This is a genomic window from Caulobacter sp. FV2ps19 (assembly GCF_058681035.1).
This window is the reverse complement of record NZ_CM178729.1, coordinates 1,007,823-1,028,361: the sequence shown is the minus strand read 5'-3', so window position 1 is coordinate 1,028,361 and position 20,539 is coordinate 1,007,823. Positions and strand designations below refer to the sequence as shown.

Sequence of the window (20,539 nt, the reverse complement as noted above, 5' to 3'; positions counted from 1 at the left end):
GGTGGAGACCGGCGGACGACCCGAAGCTTGGCTCGTTGTGGCTGCTGCCTCTCGGCCCTGACCAGATTGGCGAGGGCTTCGCCCGTCACCGATCTCCGAGGCCTATATCGCGACTCATGGCCCGCGATGCAAGTCCGCGCGACGTCGTGACGACTCTTCGCTGCTGAGCTACACAAATCCCATGGCTCTTTCGATCATTACCAACACCTTCGCCGGCAACCCCCTGGACCGCGCCAGCGAGCGACGCGGCGACGAGGCCTGGATCGCCGAAAAGCTCGACGACGCCGGCTCCCTGGCCGTGGCGATCTGGAACGGCAAACCGCTGGTCGAGGACGTTCTGGACGCGGACGGCAAGCCGACCAGCGCCCAGATCGCCTATCTGCGCGCCGACATGGCCAAGGATCTGGCCGGCGGGTCCGAGCGGCTGCTGTTCCTGGGCCTGTGGAAAGACCTGGCCGTGTTCGCGGTCGATCTGGAGGGCGCCGCCGATCCGGCCGAGGGACCGCTGCAGGGCCTGGGCCGGTTCGAGGAACTGCGCGGCATCGCCGCCTCGATGCCGCCCGCCGACGCCGGTATCCTGGCCACCGCCCGCTCGATGTTCGAATGGCGTCGTCGCCACCGCTGGTGCAGCGCCTGCGGCCAGGCCTCCGAGGTCAGCGACGGCGGCTGGCGGCGGGTGTGCCCGGCCTGCAAGGTCGAGCACTTCCCGCGCACCGATCCGGTGGCGATCATGCTGGCGATTCACGAAGACAAGTGCCTGCTGGGCCGCCAGGCCTTGTGGCCGGCCGGGATGTTCTCGGCCCTGGCCGGTTTCCTGGAACCCGGCGAGACCATCGAGGAAGCCTGCGCCCGCGAGCTGATGGAAGAGGCCGGTCTGACGGCGACCTCGGTGCGCTACCATTCCAGCCAGCCCTGGCCGTGGCCGTCCTCGCTGATGATGGGCCTGATCGCCCAGGTCGACAGCAACGAGGCCCGCCCCGACCAGACCGAACTGGAAGAGGTGCGCTGGTTCAGCAAGGGCGAGGCCGCCGCCCTGATCAAGGGCGAGCTTGAGGGCGCCTTCGCCCCGCCGGCCCTGGCCATTGCGCATCAACTGATCAAGGCGTGGGTGGAGGAGTAGTTACTCGCCCCCTCCGCGCCTTCGGCGCTCCTCCCCCGGAGGGGGAAGACGATCTCATCTGCCCCCTCCGGGGGCGGACGACCGCGAAGCGGTCCGGTGGGGGCAAGTCATCACCCCCACCTCTGACCTACCGGAACGGCGGCTCGTCAAACGCCCGCAGCTTGCGGGAATGCAGGTTTTCGCCCTCTTCCAGCAGCAGCTTGCAGGTCAGGATGCCGATCTGCAGGTGCTGGCTGATCGCCCGCTCATAGAAGGCGTTGGCCTGGCCCGGCAGCTTGATCTCGCCGTGCAGCGGCTTGTCGGAGACGCACAGCAGCGTGCCGTAGGGCACCCGGAACCGATAGCCCTGGGCGGCGATGGTGGCGGATTCCATGTCGATGGCCACGGCCCGGCTCTGGTTGAAGCGCAGGGCCGAGAGGCTGTGGCGCAGTTCCCAGTTGCGGTCGTCGGTGGTGACCACGGTGCCGGTGCGCAGACGCTTCTTCAGCTGGTTGCCGCTGTCGCCGCTGATCGCCTTGGCGGCGTCATAGAGGGCGCGCTGCACCTCGGCGATCGACGGCACAGGGATCTCGGGCGGCAGAACCGCGTCCAGCACGTGGTCGTCGCGCAGATAGGCGTGGGCCAGCACATAGTCGCCGATGGTCTGGGTGTCGCGCAGGCCGCCGCAGTGGCCGATCATCAGCCAGGCCTGGGGCCGCAGCACGGCCAGGTGGTCGCAGATGGTCTTGGCGTTGGACGGGCCGACGCCGATATTGACCAGGGTGATCCCCTGCCCGCCCGGGGCCATCAGGTGATAGGCCGGCATCTGGTGCTTGCGCCAGGTCGACTCGGCCACCGCCAGTTCGGGATTGACCGTGTTGGCGGTGATCATCAGCCCGCCCGAGCAGGACAGCGCCTCATAGGGCGTGTCCGGCTGACCCAGCTGCTCGATGCCCCAGCGCACGAACTCGTCGACATAGCGGTGATAGTTGGTGAACAGGATGAACTGCTGCACGTGCTCGGCCGGCGCGCCGGTATAGTGCTTGAGCCGGGCCAGCGAGAAGTCGGTGCGCAGGCCGTCAAACAGCGCCATCGGCCGGGTTTCTTCCATCGCCATGTCCCAGACGCCGTCGGCGATCTCGTCGCCGATGAAGGCCAGGTCGGTGGTCGGGAAGAAGCGGGCGATGTCCTCCGAGCGCACATCGGCCTGGTTCAGGTCGATCGTGGCGTCCAGCACATAGGGATAGGGGATTTCCTGGCGCGACCGGTCGACCTCGATCTCGACGTCGAAATCGTTGAGCAGCAGGGTCAGCTGCTCGACCAGATAGGCCTTGAACTGGGCCGGCTTGGTCACCGTGGTGGCATAGACGCCGGGACGGCTGACCCGGGCATAGGACCGCGCCAGCTTGGGCGGCAGGGCCTCGGGATCATAGGTCAGGCGCAGTTCGGGATAGGCGAAGGCGCCGTTGAAGCGATCCTGAGGATCAGGCCGGGCGCCGGTTTCGAGATAGGCCCGCAGGGCGGTGCGGAGGGCGCCCACGGCGCGCTCATATTCTTCATTGAGCCGTTCAACGACGGCCATGGCTTTTTCTTGGTTTGACATGGCCTCTTATAGCGACGTTTCGCGACATTGGCGAGACGCGCGCCCCGCGAACGGGAATGATTTATTACTTATTGGACCCGCGGCCGCCGATCCGCCTCTCGCGCACACAAACCGAGCCTGTTTATTCGCCTTGGCCAACCCCTGCGTACGCCGCCGCTTTCAAGAGCATGGACGAACCCGCCCCCGTCGGCCAAAAGGGTTGAAATTCCCGGGGGGCTGCGGATAGCTCGCCCTCGTACGTCATACCTAACGCCAGGCGCAAAAATCAGTCTCGCCCGCCCGGCGCCCGAGGAACTTTCATGAACAAGCGCTTCGCCTTCCTGATTATCGCGTCCATGATCCTCGGGGTCGCCACGGGGTGGGCCTGCAACCAGTTTCTCGCGCCGGAGCAGGCGGCGACGGCCGCCACCAACCTGTCGCTGATCACCGACATCTTCCTGCGCCTGATCAAGATGATCATCGCGCCGCTGGTCTTCACCACCCTGGTGGCCGGCATCGCCCACATGGAAGACGCCGCCGCCGTCGGCCGCATCGGGGCCAAGACCATGCTGTGGTTCATCAGCGCCTCGGCCGTGTCACTGCTGCTGGGCCTGTTCATGGTGCACCTGCTGCATCCGGGCCAGGGCCTGAACCTGACCGAGATGTCGACCGCCGCCGCCCCAGCCGCCAGCACCGAGGCCTTCACCCTCAAGGGCTTCCTGACCCACCTGGTGCCGGTCTCGATCTTCGACGCCATGGCCAAGAACGAGATCCTGCAGATCGTCGTCTTCTCGCTGTTCGTCGGCACCGCCGTCGCCTCGCTGGACAACAAGGCCCCGCAGATCCTGGAACTGGCTGAACAGGCCGCCTCGGTGATGCTGAAGGTCACCAACTTCGTCATGAAGCTGGCCCCGCTGGCCATCTTCGCCGCCCTGGCCTCGACCATCGCCACCCAGGGCCTGGCGATGCTGGCCGTCTACGGCAAGTTCGTTCTGGGCTTCTACGCCACCATGGGAACCCTGTGGCTGCTGCTGTTCCTGGCCGCCGCCGCCGTGCTGGGCAAGCGGGTGATCCCGCTGTTTGGCGTGATCCGCGACCCGGCCCTGCTGGCCTTCTCGACCGCCAGCTCCGAAGCCGCCTATCCGCGCATCCTCGACAGCCTGCCCAAGGTGGGCGTGCGCCGTCGCATCGTGTCGTTCGTCCTGCCGCTGGGCTATTCGTTCAATCTCGACGGCTCGATGCTGTACTGCACCTTCGCCACCATGTTCATCATGCAGGCGCACGGCGTGCATCTGAGCGTCCAGCAACAGATCTTCATGCTGCTGCTGCTGATGGTCACCTCCAAGGGCATCGCCGGCGTGCCGCGCGCCTCGCTGGTGGTGATCATGGCCACCCTGACCTATTTCGGCCTGCCCGAAGCCTGGATCGCCCTGGTTCTGGGCGTCGACCACCTGCTGGACATGGGCCGCAGCGCCACCAACGTGGTCGGCAACAGCGTCGCCGCCGCCGTGGTCGCCAAGTGGGAAGGCGAGCTGGACGACATGCCCGAGGACGACGCCGAACCCGCCAAGGCCTGACCCGAACATTGACACGCCTCTCGGGCGGGCCAATCTAGGAGAAGGGGACGCTATCATGAGGTTTCAACCATGACCGCCATCACTACCCTGGTCCGCAAGGGATTGGCCCGCAAGGGATTGGCCCGCAGCGGCCTGATCGGACTGGCCCTGGCGGCCGGCTTAGCCGCTTCAGCCCAGGCCCAGGCGCCGGACGCCCAATCCCCCGCCAAGCCGGCCCGACCCGAGCGATCCTGCTTCTCGCTGTCGGACTGGCGCGGCTGGAGCTCGCCCAGCCGTGACGTGCTCTACATGAAGGTCCGCAACCGCGACGTCTATCGCGTCGATCTGGCGCACGGGACCAATCAGCTGCAGTCGCCGGGCAGCTATATCGTGAACGTGGTACGGGGCGTCGACCGCGTTTGCGCGCCGCTCGATCTGGATCTGCGGGTGTCGGACGGCTTCTTCGCCATGCCGATCCGCGCCAAGACCATCACCAAGCTGACGCCCGAGGAAGTCGCGGCGATCCCCAAGAAGGACCGGCCTTAATCCGTCGGCATGCCTTCGAACCGCGTCAGGGCCGTTGGGATGATCGCCCAATCGGGCCTGTCGCGGGTGAAGATGGCGATCCGGGGCTCGAACAGCGACGGATCGTCCAGCGAGCCAGCATAGATCGTGTGCGAGTCGTGCAGTCCGACCTCGCCGCCAAACACCAGACCGTGGCAGACGGCGCAGGTGTTGCGCACCGCCTCCCCACCGTTGGCCGCCGGACTGGAGAATTTCAGCGTCTCGCCGCTAAAGCGCAGGGCGCTGGCGGCGAAGCCCATGAACGGGATGAAGCCCGATCCCGACGCCTTGCGGCAGTCGGCGCAATAGCAGTGGCCGGCATAGAGCGGCTCGCCGCTGGCCTCGTAGCGCACCGCCCCGCACAGGCAGCCGCCGGTATAACGGATGGGGCTCGGATCCATGCCGTCACGCTAAAATAACAGCGATCGGCGGGCAAGCGGCTCAGCCCGCAGCCGCCGCCCCGATCAGCGCCACCACCATGGCGTTGGCCGGCGTGGCGATCCCATGTCGGGCGCCCAGACGGACGATGACGCCGTTGCGGGCGTCCAGCTCCATCGGCCGTCCGGCCAGACGGTCGGCGTGCAGCGAATTGACGCCATCGGGCGCGGCGGCGCGATAGCCGGCGATGACCTGGTCGGCCAGGTCGTCGCCCAGATCCGCGCCCTCGGCGCGGCCCACCGCCACACACTCGCGCACCAGGGTCCGCATCACCTCGGCCACCCCCTCGTCCTGGGCCACGCCCGAGGGCTTGAGGATCAGGGCGTTGACCGCCCCGGCGCAATTCAGGGCCAGCTTCTTCCAGGCCTCGCTTTTGAAGTCCGGCGTGGTCGAGACGGCGATCGGGGTGTGGGCGAACAACGCCACGAAGTCGCGACCGGCCGCGTCGTCGGGAACCCGGATCGAGCCGTCGCGCCGTTGCAGGATCCTGCCGGGCGCGCGACGCTCGGCCGGAATGTCGACCACCGCCGGAACGATGCGCCCGGCCGGCAGGCGGTCCAGGAAGGGCTCGACATGCTCGACGCCGTTTCGCAGCACCGCCAGCCGCGTCTCGGGACCGATCAGGCCCTCCAGCCAGCCCTCGGCCGAGGCGGTGTCATAGGTCTTGGTGGCGATCAGCACCCAGTCGACGGGCGTGGCCTGGGCAGGATCGGTCAGAACGACCGGATCGGCCTGGATCAGGCCGCCGGGCGCTTCGATCTCCAGCCCCTCGAACGCCGTCCGCGCGCAGACGGTCACCGACAGCGCCGGATTCTGGGCCAGCCACGCGGCGAGGGTCCCACCGACCGCGCCGGGTCCGATCAGGGCGATGCTGGTCATGAAGGGCTCCCCCCAAACAAAACCCTCTCCCCTTGCGGGAGAGGGTGGCCCCGGCGAAGGCCGGGGTCGGGTGAGGGGTCGCGTCGCGCCGTCCGGACAGGTCTTTCGACCCCTCATCCGTCATCCTTCGGATGACACCTTCTCCCGCAAGGGGAGAAGAACGAGATCATTCCGCCGACAGCGCGCTTTCCGGGCGCTTGGCCATCAGCTGGTCAAAGCTGGACCACACGCCCTCGCCGCCGTGCCACTGGCCGCGGGTCGCGGCCTTGGAATATTCGGTGGCCCGCGCCTCGAAGAAGTTGGCGTGCTCGACACCGCTGAGCAGGCTCTGCAGCCAGGGCAGCGGGTTTTCCTTCACGCCGTACACCTCGGGCAGGTGCAGCTGGCGCAGGCGCCAGTCGGCGATGAAGCGGATATATTGCTTGATGTCTTCGGGCGTCATGCCCTGGATCTCGCCGGCCTCGAAGGCCAGGTCGATGAACTTGTCTTCCAGGCCCACCACGGTCTTGCAGCAGTCGACGATGTCGTCGGCCACCGGCTTGGTCACCGCGCCGGTCTCGGCGTTGAAGGCGTGGTAGAGCTTGATGATGCCTTCGCAGTGCAGGCTCTCGTCGCGGATCGACCACGACACCACCTGGCCCATACCCTTCATCTTGTTGAAGCGCGGGAAGTTCATCAGCATGGCGAAGCTGGCGAACAGCTGCAGGCCCTCGGTGAAGCCGCCGAACATCGCCAGGGTGCGGCAGATGTCGGCATCGGTGTCGACGCCGAACTTCTGCATGAAGTCGTGCTTGTCGCGCATGGCCTCATATTCCATGAACGCGCCGAACTCGCTTTCCGGCATGCCGATGGTTTCCAGCAGCAGGGCGTAGGCCGCGATATGGATGGTCTCCATATTGGCGAACGACGACAGCATCATCTTCACTTCGGTGGGTTTGAACACCCGGCCGTAGCGTTCCATGTAGTTGTCGGCGACCTCGATGTCGGCCTGGGTAAAGAAGCGGAAGATCTGCGTCAGCAGGTTCCGTTCCTTGTCATTGAGCTTGACGGCCCAGTCCTTGAGATCCTCGCCCAGCGGGATCTCTTCGGGCATCCAGTGGACCTGCTGCTGCTTCTTCCAGAACTCGTGGGCCCACGGATAGCGGAAGGGTTTGTAAGCGGCCGAAGGTGTCAGGAGGCCCGGGAGGGTGATAAGCTTGGCAGACATCGGCAACGGCTCCAGAGACGGACGGACGCGAATCGAACGGACGAGACAGGCTCTCTTCGTACCGCAGACAACCGGATCATCTAGTGGTCAGTTGGTCGCAGCACACAACATGTTGTGGGTAGATTGCTAATCAATGGTTAACGCAGCATACACCATCTATGGGGCGCTTGGCTCGGGTTCCGTGCCCGTCGAGGCCACTTTGACCCTGCTGGGGCAGCCCTATGCGGTCATAGAGGCGCCGACCTGGGAAGGCGAGTCCGAGCAGGCCAAGGTGGCCGTGGTCAACCCGCTGAAACAGATCCCGGCCCTGGTCACCCCGGCCGGCGAGACGATCACCGAGAGCGCCGCCATGCTGATCTGGCTGGCCGACACCCATCCGGAAGCGGGCCTCGCCCCCGCCCTCGAGTCGCCGCTGCGGGCCCAGTTCCTGCGCTGGATGGTCTTCGTGCCGGCCGCGATCTATGCGCTGTTCTGGGTGCGCGATGATCCTTCGCGCCTGGGCGGTCCCGACCCCGAGGTTCAGGCCCGCATCAAGGCCGCCACCGCCGACCGCATCGCCGACTGCTGGGCGATGATGGAGAGTCAGCTTTCGCCGGGCCGATACTTGCTCGGCGACCAGATGAGCGTGCTGGACCTCTATGTCGCCGTGGTCAGCCGCTGGGGGCCCCGGCGCGTGCGGTTCTACGAGGTCGCGCCGAAGATGGCGGAGGTGGTGCGGCGCGTGGACGCCGATCCGAGGCTGGCCGCGTTCTGGGCGCAGCGGTTCCCGTTTTTTGACGGGTGGGAGCGGTTGGGGCAGCAGGCGTGAGGGGCGGGGGCGAAGTCCGCCACCCATCCATGTCGGACAGCCCATCCGCCCCGGATGCGGCCACGCCTTAAATCCTTGGTGGATCGGAGCTCTGGCGTCTGACCGTGTCAAGGACCGCCTCCGGCGGCCGCGTCGCGGCGACGCGGAGCGTCGTCCTTGACACGGTCAGACGCCAGAGCAGGCTCGCCAGCAAGGGTCTAAGGCGCGGCCTCGCCGACGCGGGCGGTCATTTGAAAGCGGACCAGCCCTGCGATCGTCTCGCCGTGAGATTTAGGGAGGGCTCCCTTCTCCGGGGAGAAGAAACCTCAAAAGCACCCGTCATCCCGCGCTTCATGCGCGGGACCCATGGTTCAGCTTTCGCGTGAGAGATCGTTCTGGCGCCGTCCGTGCGACGGATCGATGGGTCCCGGGCATGAAGCGCGGGATGACGGGGAATTGGAGCCCCCAGCGGCACATTCATGCCCCTCCGCACGCGGCGCGCCACCCTCCCCGCATCATTATTCCCCAGAGCGCCCTTTACCTCCACCGCTCCTCCCGCTATTCACCACCCCGATGCAAATCGCTGCGACCCCGATTATGACCCCAAAAACGACCCGCTTCGGTGGGGCGGTTTCGGGTCTGCGCGCGATCTAGCGAGCATCCCAGCCAGCCCCGCCGATGCGCGGGGCGGCTCTTCTCTTGCAGAGATCCAAAGCTCCCCGCGCCTCCGCCCCTTCAGGAGACTTATTCCCGTGAGCTTCAGGTTTTCCAGATCCAATCCCCCCCATGTCGGCGTCGTCGGCGCCACCGGACTAGTGGGCGGCATGATGCGCCAGCTGCTGGCGGAGCGGAACTTCCCGCTGGCCAGCCTGCGCCTGTTCGCCTCGGCCCGCTCGGCCGGCCAGAGCCTGGCGTTCGGTGATACTGAAGTGGTGGTCGAGGACGCCGGGACCGCCGACTTCTCCGGCCTGGACATCGTGTTCTTCTCGGCCGGCGGCGAGACCTCGCGCGTCCTGGCGCCGAAGGCCGCCGCGGCCGGCGCCATCGTCATCGACAATTCCTCGGCCTGGCGCAGCGATCCGGACGTGCCGCTGGTGGTGTCGGAGGTCAATCCGCACGCGCTCAACCACATCCCCAAGGGCATCGTCGCCAATCCCAACTGCACCACCATGGCCGCCATGCCGGCCCTGAAGCCCCTGCACGAGGCCGCCGGCCTCAAGCGCCTGACGGTCAGCACCTATCAGGCCGCGTCCGGCGGCGGGGTGGCCGGTATCGAGGTCCTGGCCAGGCAGCTGGCGGCCGGTCTCGGCGGCGACGTGGCGGGCCTGGCCCTGAGCGGCGACGCCGTGGCCCTGCCGCCGCCCGAGAAGTGGGTGGTTCCCCTGGCCTTCAACGTCGTGCCGCTGAACTATGTGCTCGATGAGGACGGCTATACCGAGGAAGAGCTGAAGCTGCGCGACGAGACCCGCAAGATCCTCGAGATCCCGGGCCTGCCGGTGTCCAGCACCTGTGTGCGCGTGCCGGTGTTCACCGGTCACTCGCTGTCGATCAACGCCGAGTTCGAGCGGCCGATCTCGGTGGAACAGGCCACGGCCCTGCTGGCCGCAGCGCCGGGCGTGGTGCTGGACGACGTGCCCAACCCGCTGGCCGCCACGGGCCAGGACCCGGTCTTTGTCGGCCGCCTGCGCCCCGATCCCACCGTGGCCCACGGCCTGGCGCTGTTCGTCACCGGCGACAACCTGCGCAAGGGCGCGGCCCTGAACGCCGTGCAGATCGCCGAGGTGATGCTGGGGGCTTAGGCGGTCGCTCCGGTCCTCTCCCTTCCCCCTTTGATGGGGGAAGGGCGGGGTTGGGGGTGACCCCGTCGGACGATGTCTCGCTGGCCGCGCCCATCCTGAAGCGCTGTCACCCCCATCCCAACCCTTCCCCCATCAAAGGGGGAAGGGCTCTGTCGTTGCGGCCCGTGGCCTCGCAAAGCCCTAGCTGCTAAGCCCCTGTCCATGCTGACCGATCCGCTGTTCTACGCCGTCGCCATCCCGGCCGTGATCCTGCTGGGCCTGGCCAAGGGCGGGTTCGCCGGGATCGGGGTGGTGGCGGTGCCGATGATGGCCCTGGCCGTGTCGCCGGTGACCGCCGCCTCGATCATCCTGCCGATCCTGCTGGTCCAGGACGTGGTCAGCGTCTGGGCGTTCCGCAGAAGCTGGGACGGGGGCCTGCTGAAGCTGATGTTGCCGGCGGCGGCGGTCGGCATCGTGCTGGGCTGGGCCCTGGCCGCCTTCGTCCCGGGCAGCGCGGTGGAGCTGGCCGTGGGGCTGATCGCCGTGGTGTTCGCCGTGCAGCGCCTGTGGGCCGAGCGGCTCGTCAAGGCGGCGGCGCAGATCGCGGGCACGCCGGGCCGGCCGTGGCTGGGCGCCCTGTGCGGCATGGCGGCGGGCTTCACCAGCCAGATCGCCCATGCCGGCGGCCCGCCGTTCCAGATCTATGTGCTGCCGCGCCGCCTGCCGCGCGACACCTTCATCGGCACCAGCGCCATCTTCTTCGCCGTCGTCAACTGGATGAAGGTCCCGGCCTATGCGGCCCTGGGCCAGTTCACGCCCAAGGTGCTGGCCACGGCCGGCGTGCTGCTGCCCCTGGCCATCGCCTCGACCTGGGCCGGGGTCTGGCTGGTGCGAAAAGTTCCCGCCGAGGGCTTTTACCGGGTGATCTATGTCCTTTTGGTCGCGGTCGGCGCAAAGCTGATCTTTGACGGGACGCGAGGCTTGATTTCTTAACGACCCGGCGCCTTTTCGTGGCCATGATGATCGTTGTTCATGTGTCACAAGGCGCCGTTAGACTGATTCAATGACCGACATCACCCCGACCCATTATCCGACCCCCGGCGCGAAGATCGCCGATCTCATCGTGCACCTGGCCGGTCTGGCCTGCGCGCTGCTGGGCGGCGGGATCCTGCTGGGCCTGGCCTTTGGCCTGGGCAGTCTGGGACAGGTCGCGGCGGTCTCGGTCTATACGGTCGGGCTGATCCTGATGCTGTCGCTGTCGACGGCCTATAATTTCGCCAAGGCCCGCTGGCAGCCGCTGCTGCGGCGCTTTGACCATGCCGGCATCTTCGTGATGATCGCCGCCTCCTACACGCCCTTCACCACCCAGAACCTGACCGGCTGGTGGGCGATCGGCATGACCTCGGCGGTGTGGACCGTGGCCACGGTCGGCGTCCTGGCCAAGCTGTTCCTGCCCGGTCTGGACAAGCGGTTCTGGGTCGGTCTGTACCTGGCCCTGGGCTGGCTGGTGCTGGTGGCCATCAAGCCGATGTTCAACGGCATGTCGTGGGTGGCCCTGCTGCTGCTGGCCATCGGCGGGCTGGTCTATTCCACCGGCACGGTCTTTTATCTGATGCAGCGCCTGAAGTTCCGCCGCGCCATCTGGCACGGCCATGTGATCGGCGGCGCGGGCCTGCACTACGCCGCCGTCCTGGTCGGCGTGGTCCTGGCCGGCGCGCGGTGAGACGCCATTGAACGGCCTGCCTGACACCGGCCGGATCACCCTGCAGGGTCTGTTCCGCGAGTGGCTGTCGACCGATCCCCTGCGCGGCAAGCGCCTGGCGACCCCGCCCGCCGAAGAGGTGGCCGAGGTCGTGGGCTTTCCCGGCGTGCGCCTGACCGCCTATCAGGCCGGACAGGCCCTGAACGCGGTCGCTGACCGCCTGGCCCCCACCCGCGCCCTGCTGGGCCGCGACGAATTCAATATCCTGGCCCTGTCCGGCGGCGCGGCCGGCGGCGCGTTCGGGGCGGGCGTCCTGGTCGGACTGACCAAGGCGGGCGCGCGGCCCAACTTCGCCATCGTCACCGGCGTCAGCACCGGAGCCCTGATCGCCCCGCTCGCCTTTGTCGGCGACACCTGGGACGACCGGCTGGCCGACGCCTATATCGGCGGCCACGCCGCCGAGCTGCTGAGCCTGAAATCCTTCGCCGCCGGGCGAGGCACCGGACTGTTCAAGGGCGAGGGCCTGGAAGCCCTGATCGCGCCCTTCATCAATGACGACCTGCTGCAGGCCGTGGCCGTCCAGCATGCCCTGGGCCGTCGCCTGCTGGTCGCCACCACCAATCTCGACAGCCAGAAGGCCTCGATCTGGGACATGGGCGCCATCGCCACGCACGGCGGCCCCGACGCCCTGAAACTGTTCCGGGATGTGATGCTGGCCTCGGCCTCGGTGCCGGGCCTGTTTCCGGCCAAGCTGTTCGACGTCGAGGCCGGCGGCGAGCGCTATCAGGAGATGCATGTGGACGGCGGCGTCGCCGCGCCGCTGTTCCTGATGCCCGACGCCCTGCTGCACTGGCGCAGCCTGGGCCAGCGCCTGCGCCGCGGGCGGGTCTATGTGATCGTCAATACGGTTCTGGATCCGCCGCCGCGCTCGACCCCGCCCGGCGTGGCCTCGATCATGGGCCGCGGCTTCGAAGCCATGCTGCGCTTCTCCTATCGCCAGGCCCTGAGCCTGGCGGCCGGCTTTTGCGCACGGCATCATCTTCCGCTCAGCATCGCCTCGATCCCGCCCAGCTTCGACGGGTTTAACATGCTGCGGTTCGACACCGCGACGATGCAGCAGATCTTCGACGCCGCCGTGGAGCTGACCAGCCGCAACGCGCTGTGGACCAACCCCGCTCCGGATACCGGCGGATGGCGCGATTTCTTCAAATGGCCGCCGACGCTGCAACCGGCCAGCCCGGACCTGGAAGAGCCACAGGTCTGAGGCCGCTCGGCCTCAGCGCTTCAGATGACGCGCGCGCAGCTTTTCCAGATTGGGCGGATCGCTGCGGAAGTCGCTGGCCAGGCCCAGGCGCGCATTGCACGACGGGCAGCGAACCGAGTCCGTGTCGGCCAGATCGGGCGACGGATCAAACCGCGTGCCGCAGGGCTTGCACTTCCAGTCGCCGACCGCCGGGGGCGGCGGCGGGGGGGGCGGCGGTTCGGCCATAAAGGGGCGCGCCGGCCTGGCGATACGCTCAAGCGGCTTGGGGCCTCCGGGAGCGGCGACGCCGCTCTTGAGGCTCAAAATCTTGCGGCGCGGGGGCTCGCTATCACTCATGACGGGCGCTATCGCACGATCACGGCGCGAAACTCAAGCGCCGTAAGGCCTACCAGTTCGGTTTGAGACTGAACGACAGGGCGACCATCGAATCTTTCTGCGTCGCCATGCCCATAATGACGTCCTTGGCCTTCATCTCACGATGGATATAGCCCAGCGAGGCCTGCATGGGGCCACGCCGCCAGGCGACGCCGGCCTGGGAGTCCCCGATCAGCTTGCTGTTGACGTCGGAGGTCATTCCGGCCCGGCTCCAGTCGCCATCCTGGCCGCGCAGCATGTTGAGCCCGACGGCTCGGCCGCTGGCGGCGGCAAAGATGTACCAACGGCCCCGCTGGCCAAAGGCCTCGTCGCCGTCGCGAAGGCCCAGGGAGTCGCTGACGCGATCCTCGACATTCTTGCCCAGCCGCACGGTCGCTCCCGCCTCGGCGGATCCGCCCGCGCCGCCGAAGCCGAAGCCCGCATGCGGCGTGACGTCCAGCGCATATTTGCCCGCCGCGAACTTCACCGCCGAAGGCCAGCCGCGCGTCAGGGTGACGTCGATAGCCTCGGCGTCGAAGGCGTCGACGTCCGCGCGCGCCAGGGTCAGGGGCGCAATGGCCGCGATGCGCGACACACTGGCCATCGAAACCCTGACCGAATCGACGGAGCCGGCCTTTTCGCTGACCACGAAGGCGTTCGAGCGCCAGTTGACCGCGCCGCGGTTCTGATAATAGCGATCGGCGTCCAGCAGGCGGGCGTCGCCGAACGCGGCGGCCGGCGAGAGGGCGAATTCCCCGTCGACCTGCGCCTCGGGCGCATCGACCGGGCGCGGCGCGAAACCGGCGGCGTTCGCGGCGGGGCGGATATCCGAAACGCTCAGCTTCATCGCCGCGTCGGACGATGTTGACGGCTTCAGCTTGAAACTGACCGGCGCGGCCTTGCCTGGCGCGGCGGCCACCCCATTTGGAGATTTGGATGCGGCGACGGCCTTGCCGCCCTTGACGGCGGCATGAGCGACGCATGTCGGTGCGATGGCCATGGCAAAGGCCATAGCCGTCAGATAGAGCGCCGAATGCCTCGTTCTATTGACCCGCACGGCGGATCTCCCCGTCCCAATTATCATGAGCCTATCTCGTAATTCGCGGCTGTCCACCGCGACGGATATTCACATGGTCAACAGGTTGAGCCCCGAAACGTTCCCGAAATGCAAACGGCGGCGGGGATTTCTCCCCGCCGCCGCTTAACCTTGTTCAATTTTTTCGCCCACTGATCCGCCTATTGGCAGGCGAGGCATTCCTCATAGTCGGTCTTGATCGCGACATCGAAGCCTCCGGTCGACTCCAGCGCGACGTCGGCGCCCGCATAGGCGGCCCGCTGAACCGATTTGGAGCGCAGGTAGTACAGCGACTTTACGCCGCGCTCCCAAGCCTGCCAGTGCAGCATGTGGAGGTCCCACTTGTCGACGTCGCCGGGCAGGAAGATGTTCACCGACTGGCTCTGGCAGATTTCCGGCGTACGGTCGGCGGCCAGCTCGACCACCCAGCGCTGATCCAGCTCGAAGGCCGTCTTGTAGACGTCCTTGTCGTCCTGGCTCAGGAAGTCCAGGTGCTGGACCGAGCCCTCGTTTTCCAGAATCGAACCCCACACCGTGTCGGTGTTGTGGCCCTTCTCCTCGAGCAGCTTTTCCAGATAGGGGTTCTTGACCGCGAACGAGCCCGACAGGGTCTTGTGGGTGTAGATATTGGCCGGGATCGGCTCAATGCCCGCCGAGGTGCCGCCGCAGATGATCGAGATCGAGGCGGTCGGGGCGATGGCCAGCTTGTGCGAGAAGCGTTCCATCGAGCCCCGATCGGCGGCGTCCGGGCAAGGGCCCTTTTCCTGACCGATGGTGATGCTGGCCTTGTCGGCCTCGCGGCGCAGGTGCTTGAACATCCGCATGTTCCAGCTCTTGGCCAGGGCGCTCTCGAACGGCACGTTCTGGCTCTGCAGGAAGCTGTGGAAGCCCATCAGGCCCAGACCCACCGAGCGCTCGCGCATGGCGGCGTAGGCGGCGGCCTTGGCCGGCTCCGGAGCGCGATCGATGAAGTCCTGCAGGACGTTGTCGAGGAAGCGCATGATGTCTTCGATGAACAGCGGATGGTCGCGCCATTCCATGAAGGTCTCGGCGTTCACCGACGACAGGCAGCAGACCGCCGTGCGGTCATTGCCCAGGTGGTCGATGCCGGTGTGCAGCATGATCTCGCTGCACAGGTTGGACTGGCGCACCGACAGACCCAGCTCGCGCTGGTGCTGCGGCATGGCGCGGTTCACGGTGTCGGAGAAGATCAGATAGGGCTCGCCGGTCTGCAGGCGCAGTTCCAGGATCTTCTGCCACAGGCCGCGGGCGTCGACTTCGCGCAGCACTTCGTTGGTCTTGGGCGAGCGCAGGCCGAACTTCTGGCCGTCGCGAACGGCGTGCATGAACTCGTCGCTGATCGAAATGCCGTGGTGCAGGTTCAGGGACTTGCGGTTGAAGTCGCCCGACGCCTTGCGGATTTCCAGGAACTCTTCGATCTCGGGGTGGTGGATGTCCAGATAGACCGCCGCCGAACCGCGACGCAGCGAGCCCTGGCTGATGGCCAGGGTCAGGCTGTCCATCACGCGGATGAAGGGGATGATGCCGCTGGTCTGGCCCTGGCCCTTCACCTTCTCGCCGATCGAGCGGACGCCGCCCCAGTAGGTGCCGATGCCGCCGCCGTTGGCCGCCAGCCAGACATTCTCGTTCCAGACGCTCAGGATGCCGTCCAGGCTGTCGGAGACCGAGTTCAGGAAGCAGGAGATCGGCAGGCCGCGCTCGGCGCCGCCGTTGCTGAGCACCGGGGTCGAGGGCATGAACCACAGCTGGCTCATATAGTCATAAACGCGCTGGGCGTGGTCGGCGTCGTCGGCGAAGGCCGTCGACACGCGCGCGAACATGTCCTGATAGGACTCGCCGGGCAGCAGATAGCGATCTTCCAGGGTGGTCTTGCCGAAATCGGTCAGCAGGGCGTCGCGCGAGCGATCGACCTCAACCTTGCGCACCAGCGCCAATTTCGGGCGCTCGGCGACTCGCAAGCCCTCGGTGCGGCCCTTGGGGAGCGCAGTCATCTTCGCCGCTTCACTGCCGGTCATGAGCAAAATCCATAATCAATCAGCGTGTTCCGGAAAAGGGAACGCCCCGCCCAGCCGCTACATCTTGTGGCCGAGGAGCCCCCTCAGCCCACATATGGGGCCACAGTGGCTAACGACTCGTCAACGGCGAGATGCGCCTCGGGCGCGAGTTTTTCGTTAACAAGCTGTGAACGCTCCCAACTTGCTGGGCAGGATCAACGGGTTGCCCGTGTGAAGTTTTTCCACCCGCGACAGCACGCCGCAAGCCAGGTCGAGCGGTCAGTCCCCGGACATCATTGTTCGCTCACAGGCAAACGCGCCATCGGCCACGATCGGCGTCATTTCGGCCGAGAAAACAGGCAGGCCCACCCTCTGGGCCGTCTGGAGGGGCGCCGTGATTCTCTCGCGCGCCCGGGGCCAGACCAACCCCCAAAAGAAAAGGGCCCGGCGTCGCCGCCAGGCCCTTCCCAGATCAGATGGATCTAGATCTTAGAAGTTGATCGAGATCGTGGAACGGCGGTTCAGCGGTTCCTTCACACCATCGCCGGTGGCGACGGCAGGAACGCTTTCGCCCTTCCAGTCGACAGCCAGGGCGTCGGCGGCGACGCCTTGACCCACCAGGGCGTCAGCGACGGCCTTCGCACGACGTTCCGACAGGCGGACGTTGTACTTGGGCGAACCCGAGGTGTCGGTGTGACCGACGACCACCAGCTTCGTCGCCTTGCCGGCGTTGGCGTAGTTCGCGGCTTCCGAAACCACCGACTGGGCTTCCGGCGTCAGGATCGACTGATCGAACGGGAAGTAGACGATGAATTCGCGAGCCTCATACGCCGGCGGAGGCGGCGGGGGAGGCGGCGGGGGCGGAGGCGGCGGGGGCGGGGGGGGCGGCGGGGGCGGCGGCGGGGGCGGCGGGGGCGGCGGGGCTGCGAAGGAATAACGCAGGCCGACAGTCACCGACTGGTCCTTGTAGCCGCCGGTGAAGGCGCCCGGTTGCAGGTTGCCCGAGCCGCTCGACTGCCACGAATGCTCGTTGGCGGCGCCGAGATAGCGATAGGTGACGTCGATCTTCAGCTTGTCGGTCGCCTTGATCGAGGCGCCGGCGATGGCTTGGTAGGAGATCGCCAGATCGTCGTCATCGACGGTCAGGTTCTGGATCTTGGGGGTGGCCGCGATTTGAGCGGCGGTCGTGCCCGGCGGATACGAAATGCCGCTGAACTGGCCGAGGGCCTTGACGTCCAGACGGTTGATGCCGATGCCGGCGCCGATGAAGGGGTTGATCCAGGCGTCCGGAGCGAAATCGTACAGGACGTTCGCCATCAGGGTCCAGGAATCGATCGAACCGTCCGGCGAGCCGCAGGTCGGCGCGGCGGCGGTGCGGGTCACGCCCGGGGTGCACAGACCGCGGGGCTGTTGGCGCACGGCGTTGCCGCGAACCGAGGTCAGATCGCCGGGGCGATAGCCGCCTTCGAGTTCAGCGCGCCAGTTCGGCGTGAACTGATAGCCGAGACGGACGAAGCCGGCCCAGTCTTTGTCCGCCGACCACTCATAGTGATAGTGCGCGCCGTCCGGAGCGTTGGCGTCGGACTCGGTGCCCATGCTCGTCGGCCAGTGGTAGCCAAGATCGACCGCGCCGTACCAGCCGGTCTCTTGAGCGGATGCGCCCGATGCGGCGCAAACCGCAGCCAGAGCGACTCCCGCCAGGAGTTTGAATTTCATATCAAGAGCCCTCTATTGCCCTGCTCCGGCCGAAAACGACCGAGCATCGTTATACCAAGGTGAACGTCACAGGAAAGTGTCAGCAAAGCCACACTGGTCAGGTTTCGCCGATCTGGACGCCCGGTCCAGAAAGCAAAACGCGACCGTTCCCAATCGGTCAACCTGCGAGCGCATCGGCCGAGATTGCTGCTGAGCGCGCCAGTATGGTTCGTTCGCACGTGAATCCGCGTTGCGCAAGGGCTTGGTGCATGAAAAGGCGGCGCCTTGTCGCAGTCTCGCCATTTTGGATCGGCCGTTCGCCCGGGAGGCGAAAGTCCGGCAGCGACCTCGCGGGCGGCGGCTGCGGCTGAGAGGGCGTCCGGCGCCCAAGGCCGCCCGAAGGGCTCCGGGCCAGCGACGCCCCAATTGCCGCCTAGCGCAGCGACGCGTCCCGTAGCCGCTTGCGGCGGCCACCCAGGGCGTCGGGGCGGTTGAGAACCTTGCGATATTCGTCGCGGCGCTCGTGGATCGAGGCGATGACCAGGCCCATCGGTACGCCGATATCGACCAGCACCGCTTCCGAAAGCTGCAGACTGGCCTCAATGGTCTCGGGCACGGCGTCGGTGACGCCCAGCTCGTACAGCCGCGCGGCGTGGCGGGCGTCGCGGGCCCGGGCCACGATGGCGAGGTCCGGCCGCGCCCCGCGGGCGGCGGCGACCACCGCCTCGACGCCGTCGGGGGCGTCCATCGTCACCACCAGGGCCCGCACCGTGGCCAGGCCGCAGCGCTCCAGCAGTTCGGCGCGTGAAGCGTCGCCATAGAAGATGCGGCTGCCGTCACGCCGCCCCTGCTCGACCAGGCGCGCGTCGCGGTCGATCGCGATCCAGGGCAGGTCGTGGCGCCCCAGCATATCGCCGACCATCTGGCCCACCCGGCCATAGCCGACCACCAGCACCTGGCCCTGGGGCTCGGGTCCGACCCGGTCCGGCGTGTCAGACGGAGCCTCGGAAACCTTCTGCAGGGCCGTCTTGCGGCCCAGCCGCGCGCCCAGGGCGGCCAGGGCCGGGATCAGGAACATGGTCAGGGTGGCCGAGACCAGCACGGCCCGGCCGATCTCGCGCGACACCACATGGGCGCCCATGGCGTTGTCGAGAATAACGAAGGCGAACTCGCCCCCCGCCGCCAGCACCAGGGCGGCCTCGGCCGAGGCCTTGCTGCCCAGACGCGAGGCCAGGCCCAGGCCGAAGATCAGCGCCGCCTTGGTCACCAGCAGGCCCAGAGCCACGCCCAGGATCAGGAACGGCTCGGCGACCAGCAGCGACAGGTCCAGCCGGATGCCCAGCGACACGAAGAACAGGCTGAGCAGCAGGCCCTTGAACGGCTCGATCTTGACCTCGACCTCGTGGCGATACTCGGTCTCGGCCAGCAGCACCCCGGCGACGAAGGCGCCCAGGGCCATCGACAGGCCCGACAGGGCGCTGACCAGGCCCGCGCCGATGATCACCAGCAGGCAGGCGGCCATGAACATCTCTTCGCTCTTGGCCTTGGCGACGGATTTCAGCATCGGCCGCAGGGCCAGCCGGCCGACCAGCACGATCGCGCCCAGGCCGATGGCGGCCGGACCAAGGGCCATCAGGTCCTTGAGGCCGAAGGTCCCGTCGCCGCGCCCGAGGATGGTCAGGGTGATCAGGATCGGGGCCACGGCCAGGTCCTGGAACAGCAGCACCGAGAAGGTCGCCCGTCCGCCGTCGGAATGCAGCCGCCGCCGCTCGGCCAGCACCGGTACGGCGATGGCGGTGGAGGACAGGGTCAGGGCCGCGCCGATCACCAGGGCCGAGACCGGCGGCTGACCCAGGACCATGGCCCCCAGGCCCAGGGCGAGGGAGCAGCCGATCACCTGGGCCGCGCCCAGGCCGAACACCAGCTTGCGCATCAGCCGCAGCCGCTCCCACGACAGCTCCAGCCCGATCATGAACAGCAGGAAGACCACGCCGAACTCGGCCAGTTGGGCGATCTCGTCGGGATTGTCGACGGTCACATAGTCCAGCCACGGCGCCAGCGGAATGAACCGGCCCAGGCCGAACGGCCCCAGGACCACGCCCGCCAGCAGGAAGCCGAGAATGGGATTGAGCTTCAGGCGCTTGAAGATCGGCGCAACGACGCCCGCGGTGGCCAGGAACAGGACCAGATCCTTGTAGTCCGCGGGGGAGACCTCGTGCGGCACGCCTTGTCCTCTTTCCGTTCAGATCGCCTGTTTCAGCCTTACGCCCGGGCCCGCCGCGTCGGCGAAGATCAGCGTCACCCCGCCGGCCTCGATGGCCTCCATCAGCAGGCGTTCAGTGCTATGGTGCAGCGCGTGACGCTCGGTCTCGAAATCCTTGACCGTGCTGCGCGACACACCTGCCCGGTCCGCCAGATCGCCCTGCGACCAGTTGAGCAGACCTCGCGCGCCTCGGCACTGGGCTGGCAGAAGAATTTTTGCGTGGGGCATCTAGCGGGTCCGAACTTTGTCACCCATATTGGTTGAGTACGCCCGAAAACGTT

18 protein-coding genes and 1 other RNA gene are annotated in these 20,539 nt (G+C 67.2%); 8 read left to right on the top strand and 11 right to left on the bottom strand.

Translation table 11 applies throughout. The annotated features are described in order from the left end of the window. Window positions 1-3 precede the first annotated feature (3 nt). An RNA gene (gene ffs / locus ACW18B_RS04875) (signal recognition particle sRNA small type) lies at window positions 4-94 on the bottom strand. A gap of 87 nt (window positions 95-181) precedes the next feature. Here ffs and nudC point away from each other — a divergent pair. After that, window positions 182-1,120, top strand: a complete 939-nt coding sequence (nudC, locus tag ACW18B_RS04870) for an NAD(+) diphosphatase (RefSeq protein ID WP_492050019.1) — start codon at window positions 182-184, stop codon at window positions 1,118-1,120. Window positions 1,121-1,247: 127 nt separating this feature from the next. Here nudC and ACW18B_RS04865 read toward each other — a convergent pair whose 3' ends face one another. After that, window positions 1,248-2,702 carry an AMP nucleosidase gene (locus ACW18B_RS04865; protein ID WP_492050017.1) on the bottom strand — a complete coding sequence of 485 codons (1,455 nt, stop codon included), beginning with the start codon at window positions 2,700-2,702 and terminating at the stop codon, window positions 1,248-1,250. A gap of 299 nt (window positions 2,703-3,001) precedes the next feature. On the opposite strand from ACW18B_RS04865, the gene ACW18B_RS04860 reads away from it, so the two are divergent. Beyond that, window positions 3,002-4,258, top strand: coding sequence for a dicarboxylate/amino acid:cation symporter (locus ACW18B_RS04860; RefSeq protein WP_492050015.1), 1,257 nt, complete (start codon window positions 3,002-3,004; stop codon window positions 4,256-4,258). Between the two features lie 69 nt (window positions 4,259-4,327). After that, on the top strand, window positions 4,328-4,783 hold the full coding sequence (locus tag ACW18B_RS04855) for a DUF6491 family protein (protein WP_492050013.1): 456 nt from the start codon (window positions 4,328-4,330) through the stop codon (window positions 4,781-4,783). Here the strand turns inward: ACW18B_RS04855 and ACW18B_RS04850 are convergent. From ACW18B_RS04850 to ACW18B_RS04840, 3 genes are all read right to left on the bottom strand, one after another. Next, a complete protein-coding gene (locus ACW18B_RS04850) occupies window positions 4,780-5,202 on the bottom strand; it encodes a GFA family protein (protein ID WP_492050011.1) in 423 nt (140 codons plus the stop codon). The two genes, ACW18B_RS04855 and ACW18B_RS04850, sit on opposite strands and share 4 nt — an antisense overlap. A 40-nt stretch (window positions 5,203-5,242) precedes the next feature. After that, window positions 5,243-6,118, bottom strand: coding sequence for a 2-dehydropantoate 2-reductase (locus ACW18B_RS04845; RefSeq protein WP_492050009.1), 876 nt, complete (start codon window positions 6,116-6,118; stop codon window positions 5,243-5,245). A 166-nt stretch (window positions 6,119-6,284) separates the two neighbouring features. Further along, entirely contained in the window at window positions 6,285-7,325 is a 1,041-nt protein-coding gene (locus tag ACW18B_RS04840; RefSeq protein WP_492050007.1) for a ribonucleotide-diphosphate reductase subunit beta, read from the bottom strand. 133 nt (window positions 7,326-7,458) lie between these two features. Between ACW18B_RS04840 and ACW18B_RS04835 the strand changes: the two genes are divergently transcribed. From ACW18B_RS04835 to ACW18B_RS04815, 5 genes are all read left to right on the top strand, one after another. Next, entirely contained in the window at window positions 7,459-8,133 is a 675-nt protein-coding gene (locus ACW18B_RS04835; RefSeq protein WP_492050005.1) for a glutathione S-transferase family protein, read from the top strand. Window positions 8,134-8,864: 731 nt separating this feature from the next. Then, window positions 8,865-9,911, top strand: coding sequence for an aspartate-semialdehyde dehydrogenase (locus tag ACW18B_RS04830; protein ID WP_492050003.1), 1,047 nt, complete (start codon window positions 8,865-8,867; stop codon window positions 9,909-9,911). A 201-nt stretch (window positions 9,912-10,112) separates the two neighbouring features. Continuing rightward, window positions 10,113-10,883: a sulfite exporter TauE/SafE family protein gene (locus ACW18B_RS04825; RefSeq protein WP_492050002.1), complete on the top strand. Its 771-nt coding sequence runs from the start codon at window positions 10,113-10,115 to the stop codon at window positions 10,881-10,883. Between the two features lie 70 nt (window positions 10,884-10,953). Then, window positions 10,954-11,613 carry a PAQR family membrane homeostasis protein TrhA gene (trhA, locus tag ACW18B_RS04820; protein WP_492050000.1) on the top strand — a complete coding sequence of 220 codons (660 nt, stop codon included), beginning with the start codon at window positions 10,954-10,956 and terminating at the stop codon, window positions 11,611-11,613. A 7-nt stretch (window positions 11,614-11,620) separates the two neighbouring features. Beyond that, a complete protein-coding gene (locus ACW18B_RS04815; RefSeq protein ID WP_492049998.1) occupies window positions 11,621-12,856 on the top strand; it encodes a patatin-like phospholipase family protein in 1,236 nt (411 codons plus the stop codon). Window positions 12,857-12,868: 12 nt separating this feature from the next. Here ACW18B_RS04815 and ACW18B_RS04810 read toward each other — a convergent pair whose 3' ends face one another. From ACW18B_RS04810 to ACW18B_RS04785, 6 genes are all read right to left on the bottom strand, one after another. Further along, entirely contained in the window at window positions 12,869-13,192 is a 324-nt protein-coding gene (locus tag ACW18B_RS04810) for a hypothetical protein (RefSeq protein WP_492049996.1), read from the bottom strand. Window positions 13,193-13,241: 49 nt separating this feature from the next. After that, window positions 13,242-14,267 (bottom strand): lipid A-modifier LpxR family protein, encoded by a 1,026-nt coding sequence (locus ACW18B_RS04805; protein WP_492049995.1) that lies wholly within the window; start codon window positions 14,265-14,267, stop codon window positions 13,242-13,244. A gap of 179 nt (window positions 14,268-14,446) precedes the next feature. Then, complete coding sequence (locus tag ACW18B_RS04800; protein WP_492049993.1) at window positions 14,447-16,327, bottom strand: ribonucleoside-diphosphate reductase subunit alpha; 1,881 nt, start codon at window positions 16,325-16,327, stop codon at window positions 14,447-14,449. 462 nt (window positions 16,328-16,789) lie between these two features. After that, entirely contained in the window at window positions 16,790-18,016 is a 1,227-nt protein-coding gene (locus ACW18B_RS04795; RefSeq protein WP_492049991.1) for an OmpA family protein, read from the bottom strand. 412 nt (window positions 18,017-18,428) lie between these two features. After that, a complete protein-coding gene (locus ACW18B_RS04790; RefSeq protein ID WP_492049989.1) occupies window positions 18,429-20,219 on the bottom strand; it encodes a cation:proton antiporter domain-containing protein in 1,791 nt (596 codons plus the stop codon). An 18-nt stretch (window positions 20,220-20,237) separates the two neighbouring features. Beyond that, on the bottom strand, window positions 20,238-20,486 hold the full coding sequence (locus ACW18B_RS04785; protein ID WP_492049988.1) for a helix-turn-helix domain-containing protein: 249 nt from the start codon (window positions 20,484-20,486) through the stop codon (window positions 20,238-20,240). Between the last annotated feature and the right edge of the window lie 53 nt (window positions 20,487-20,539).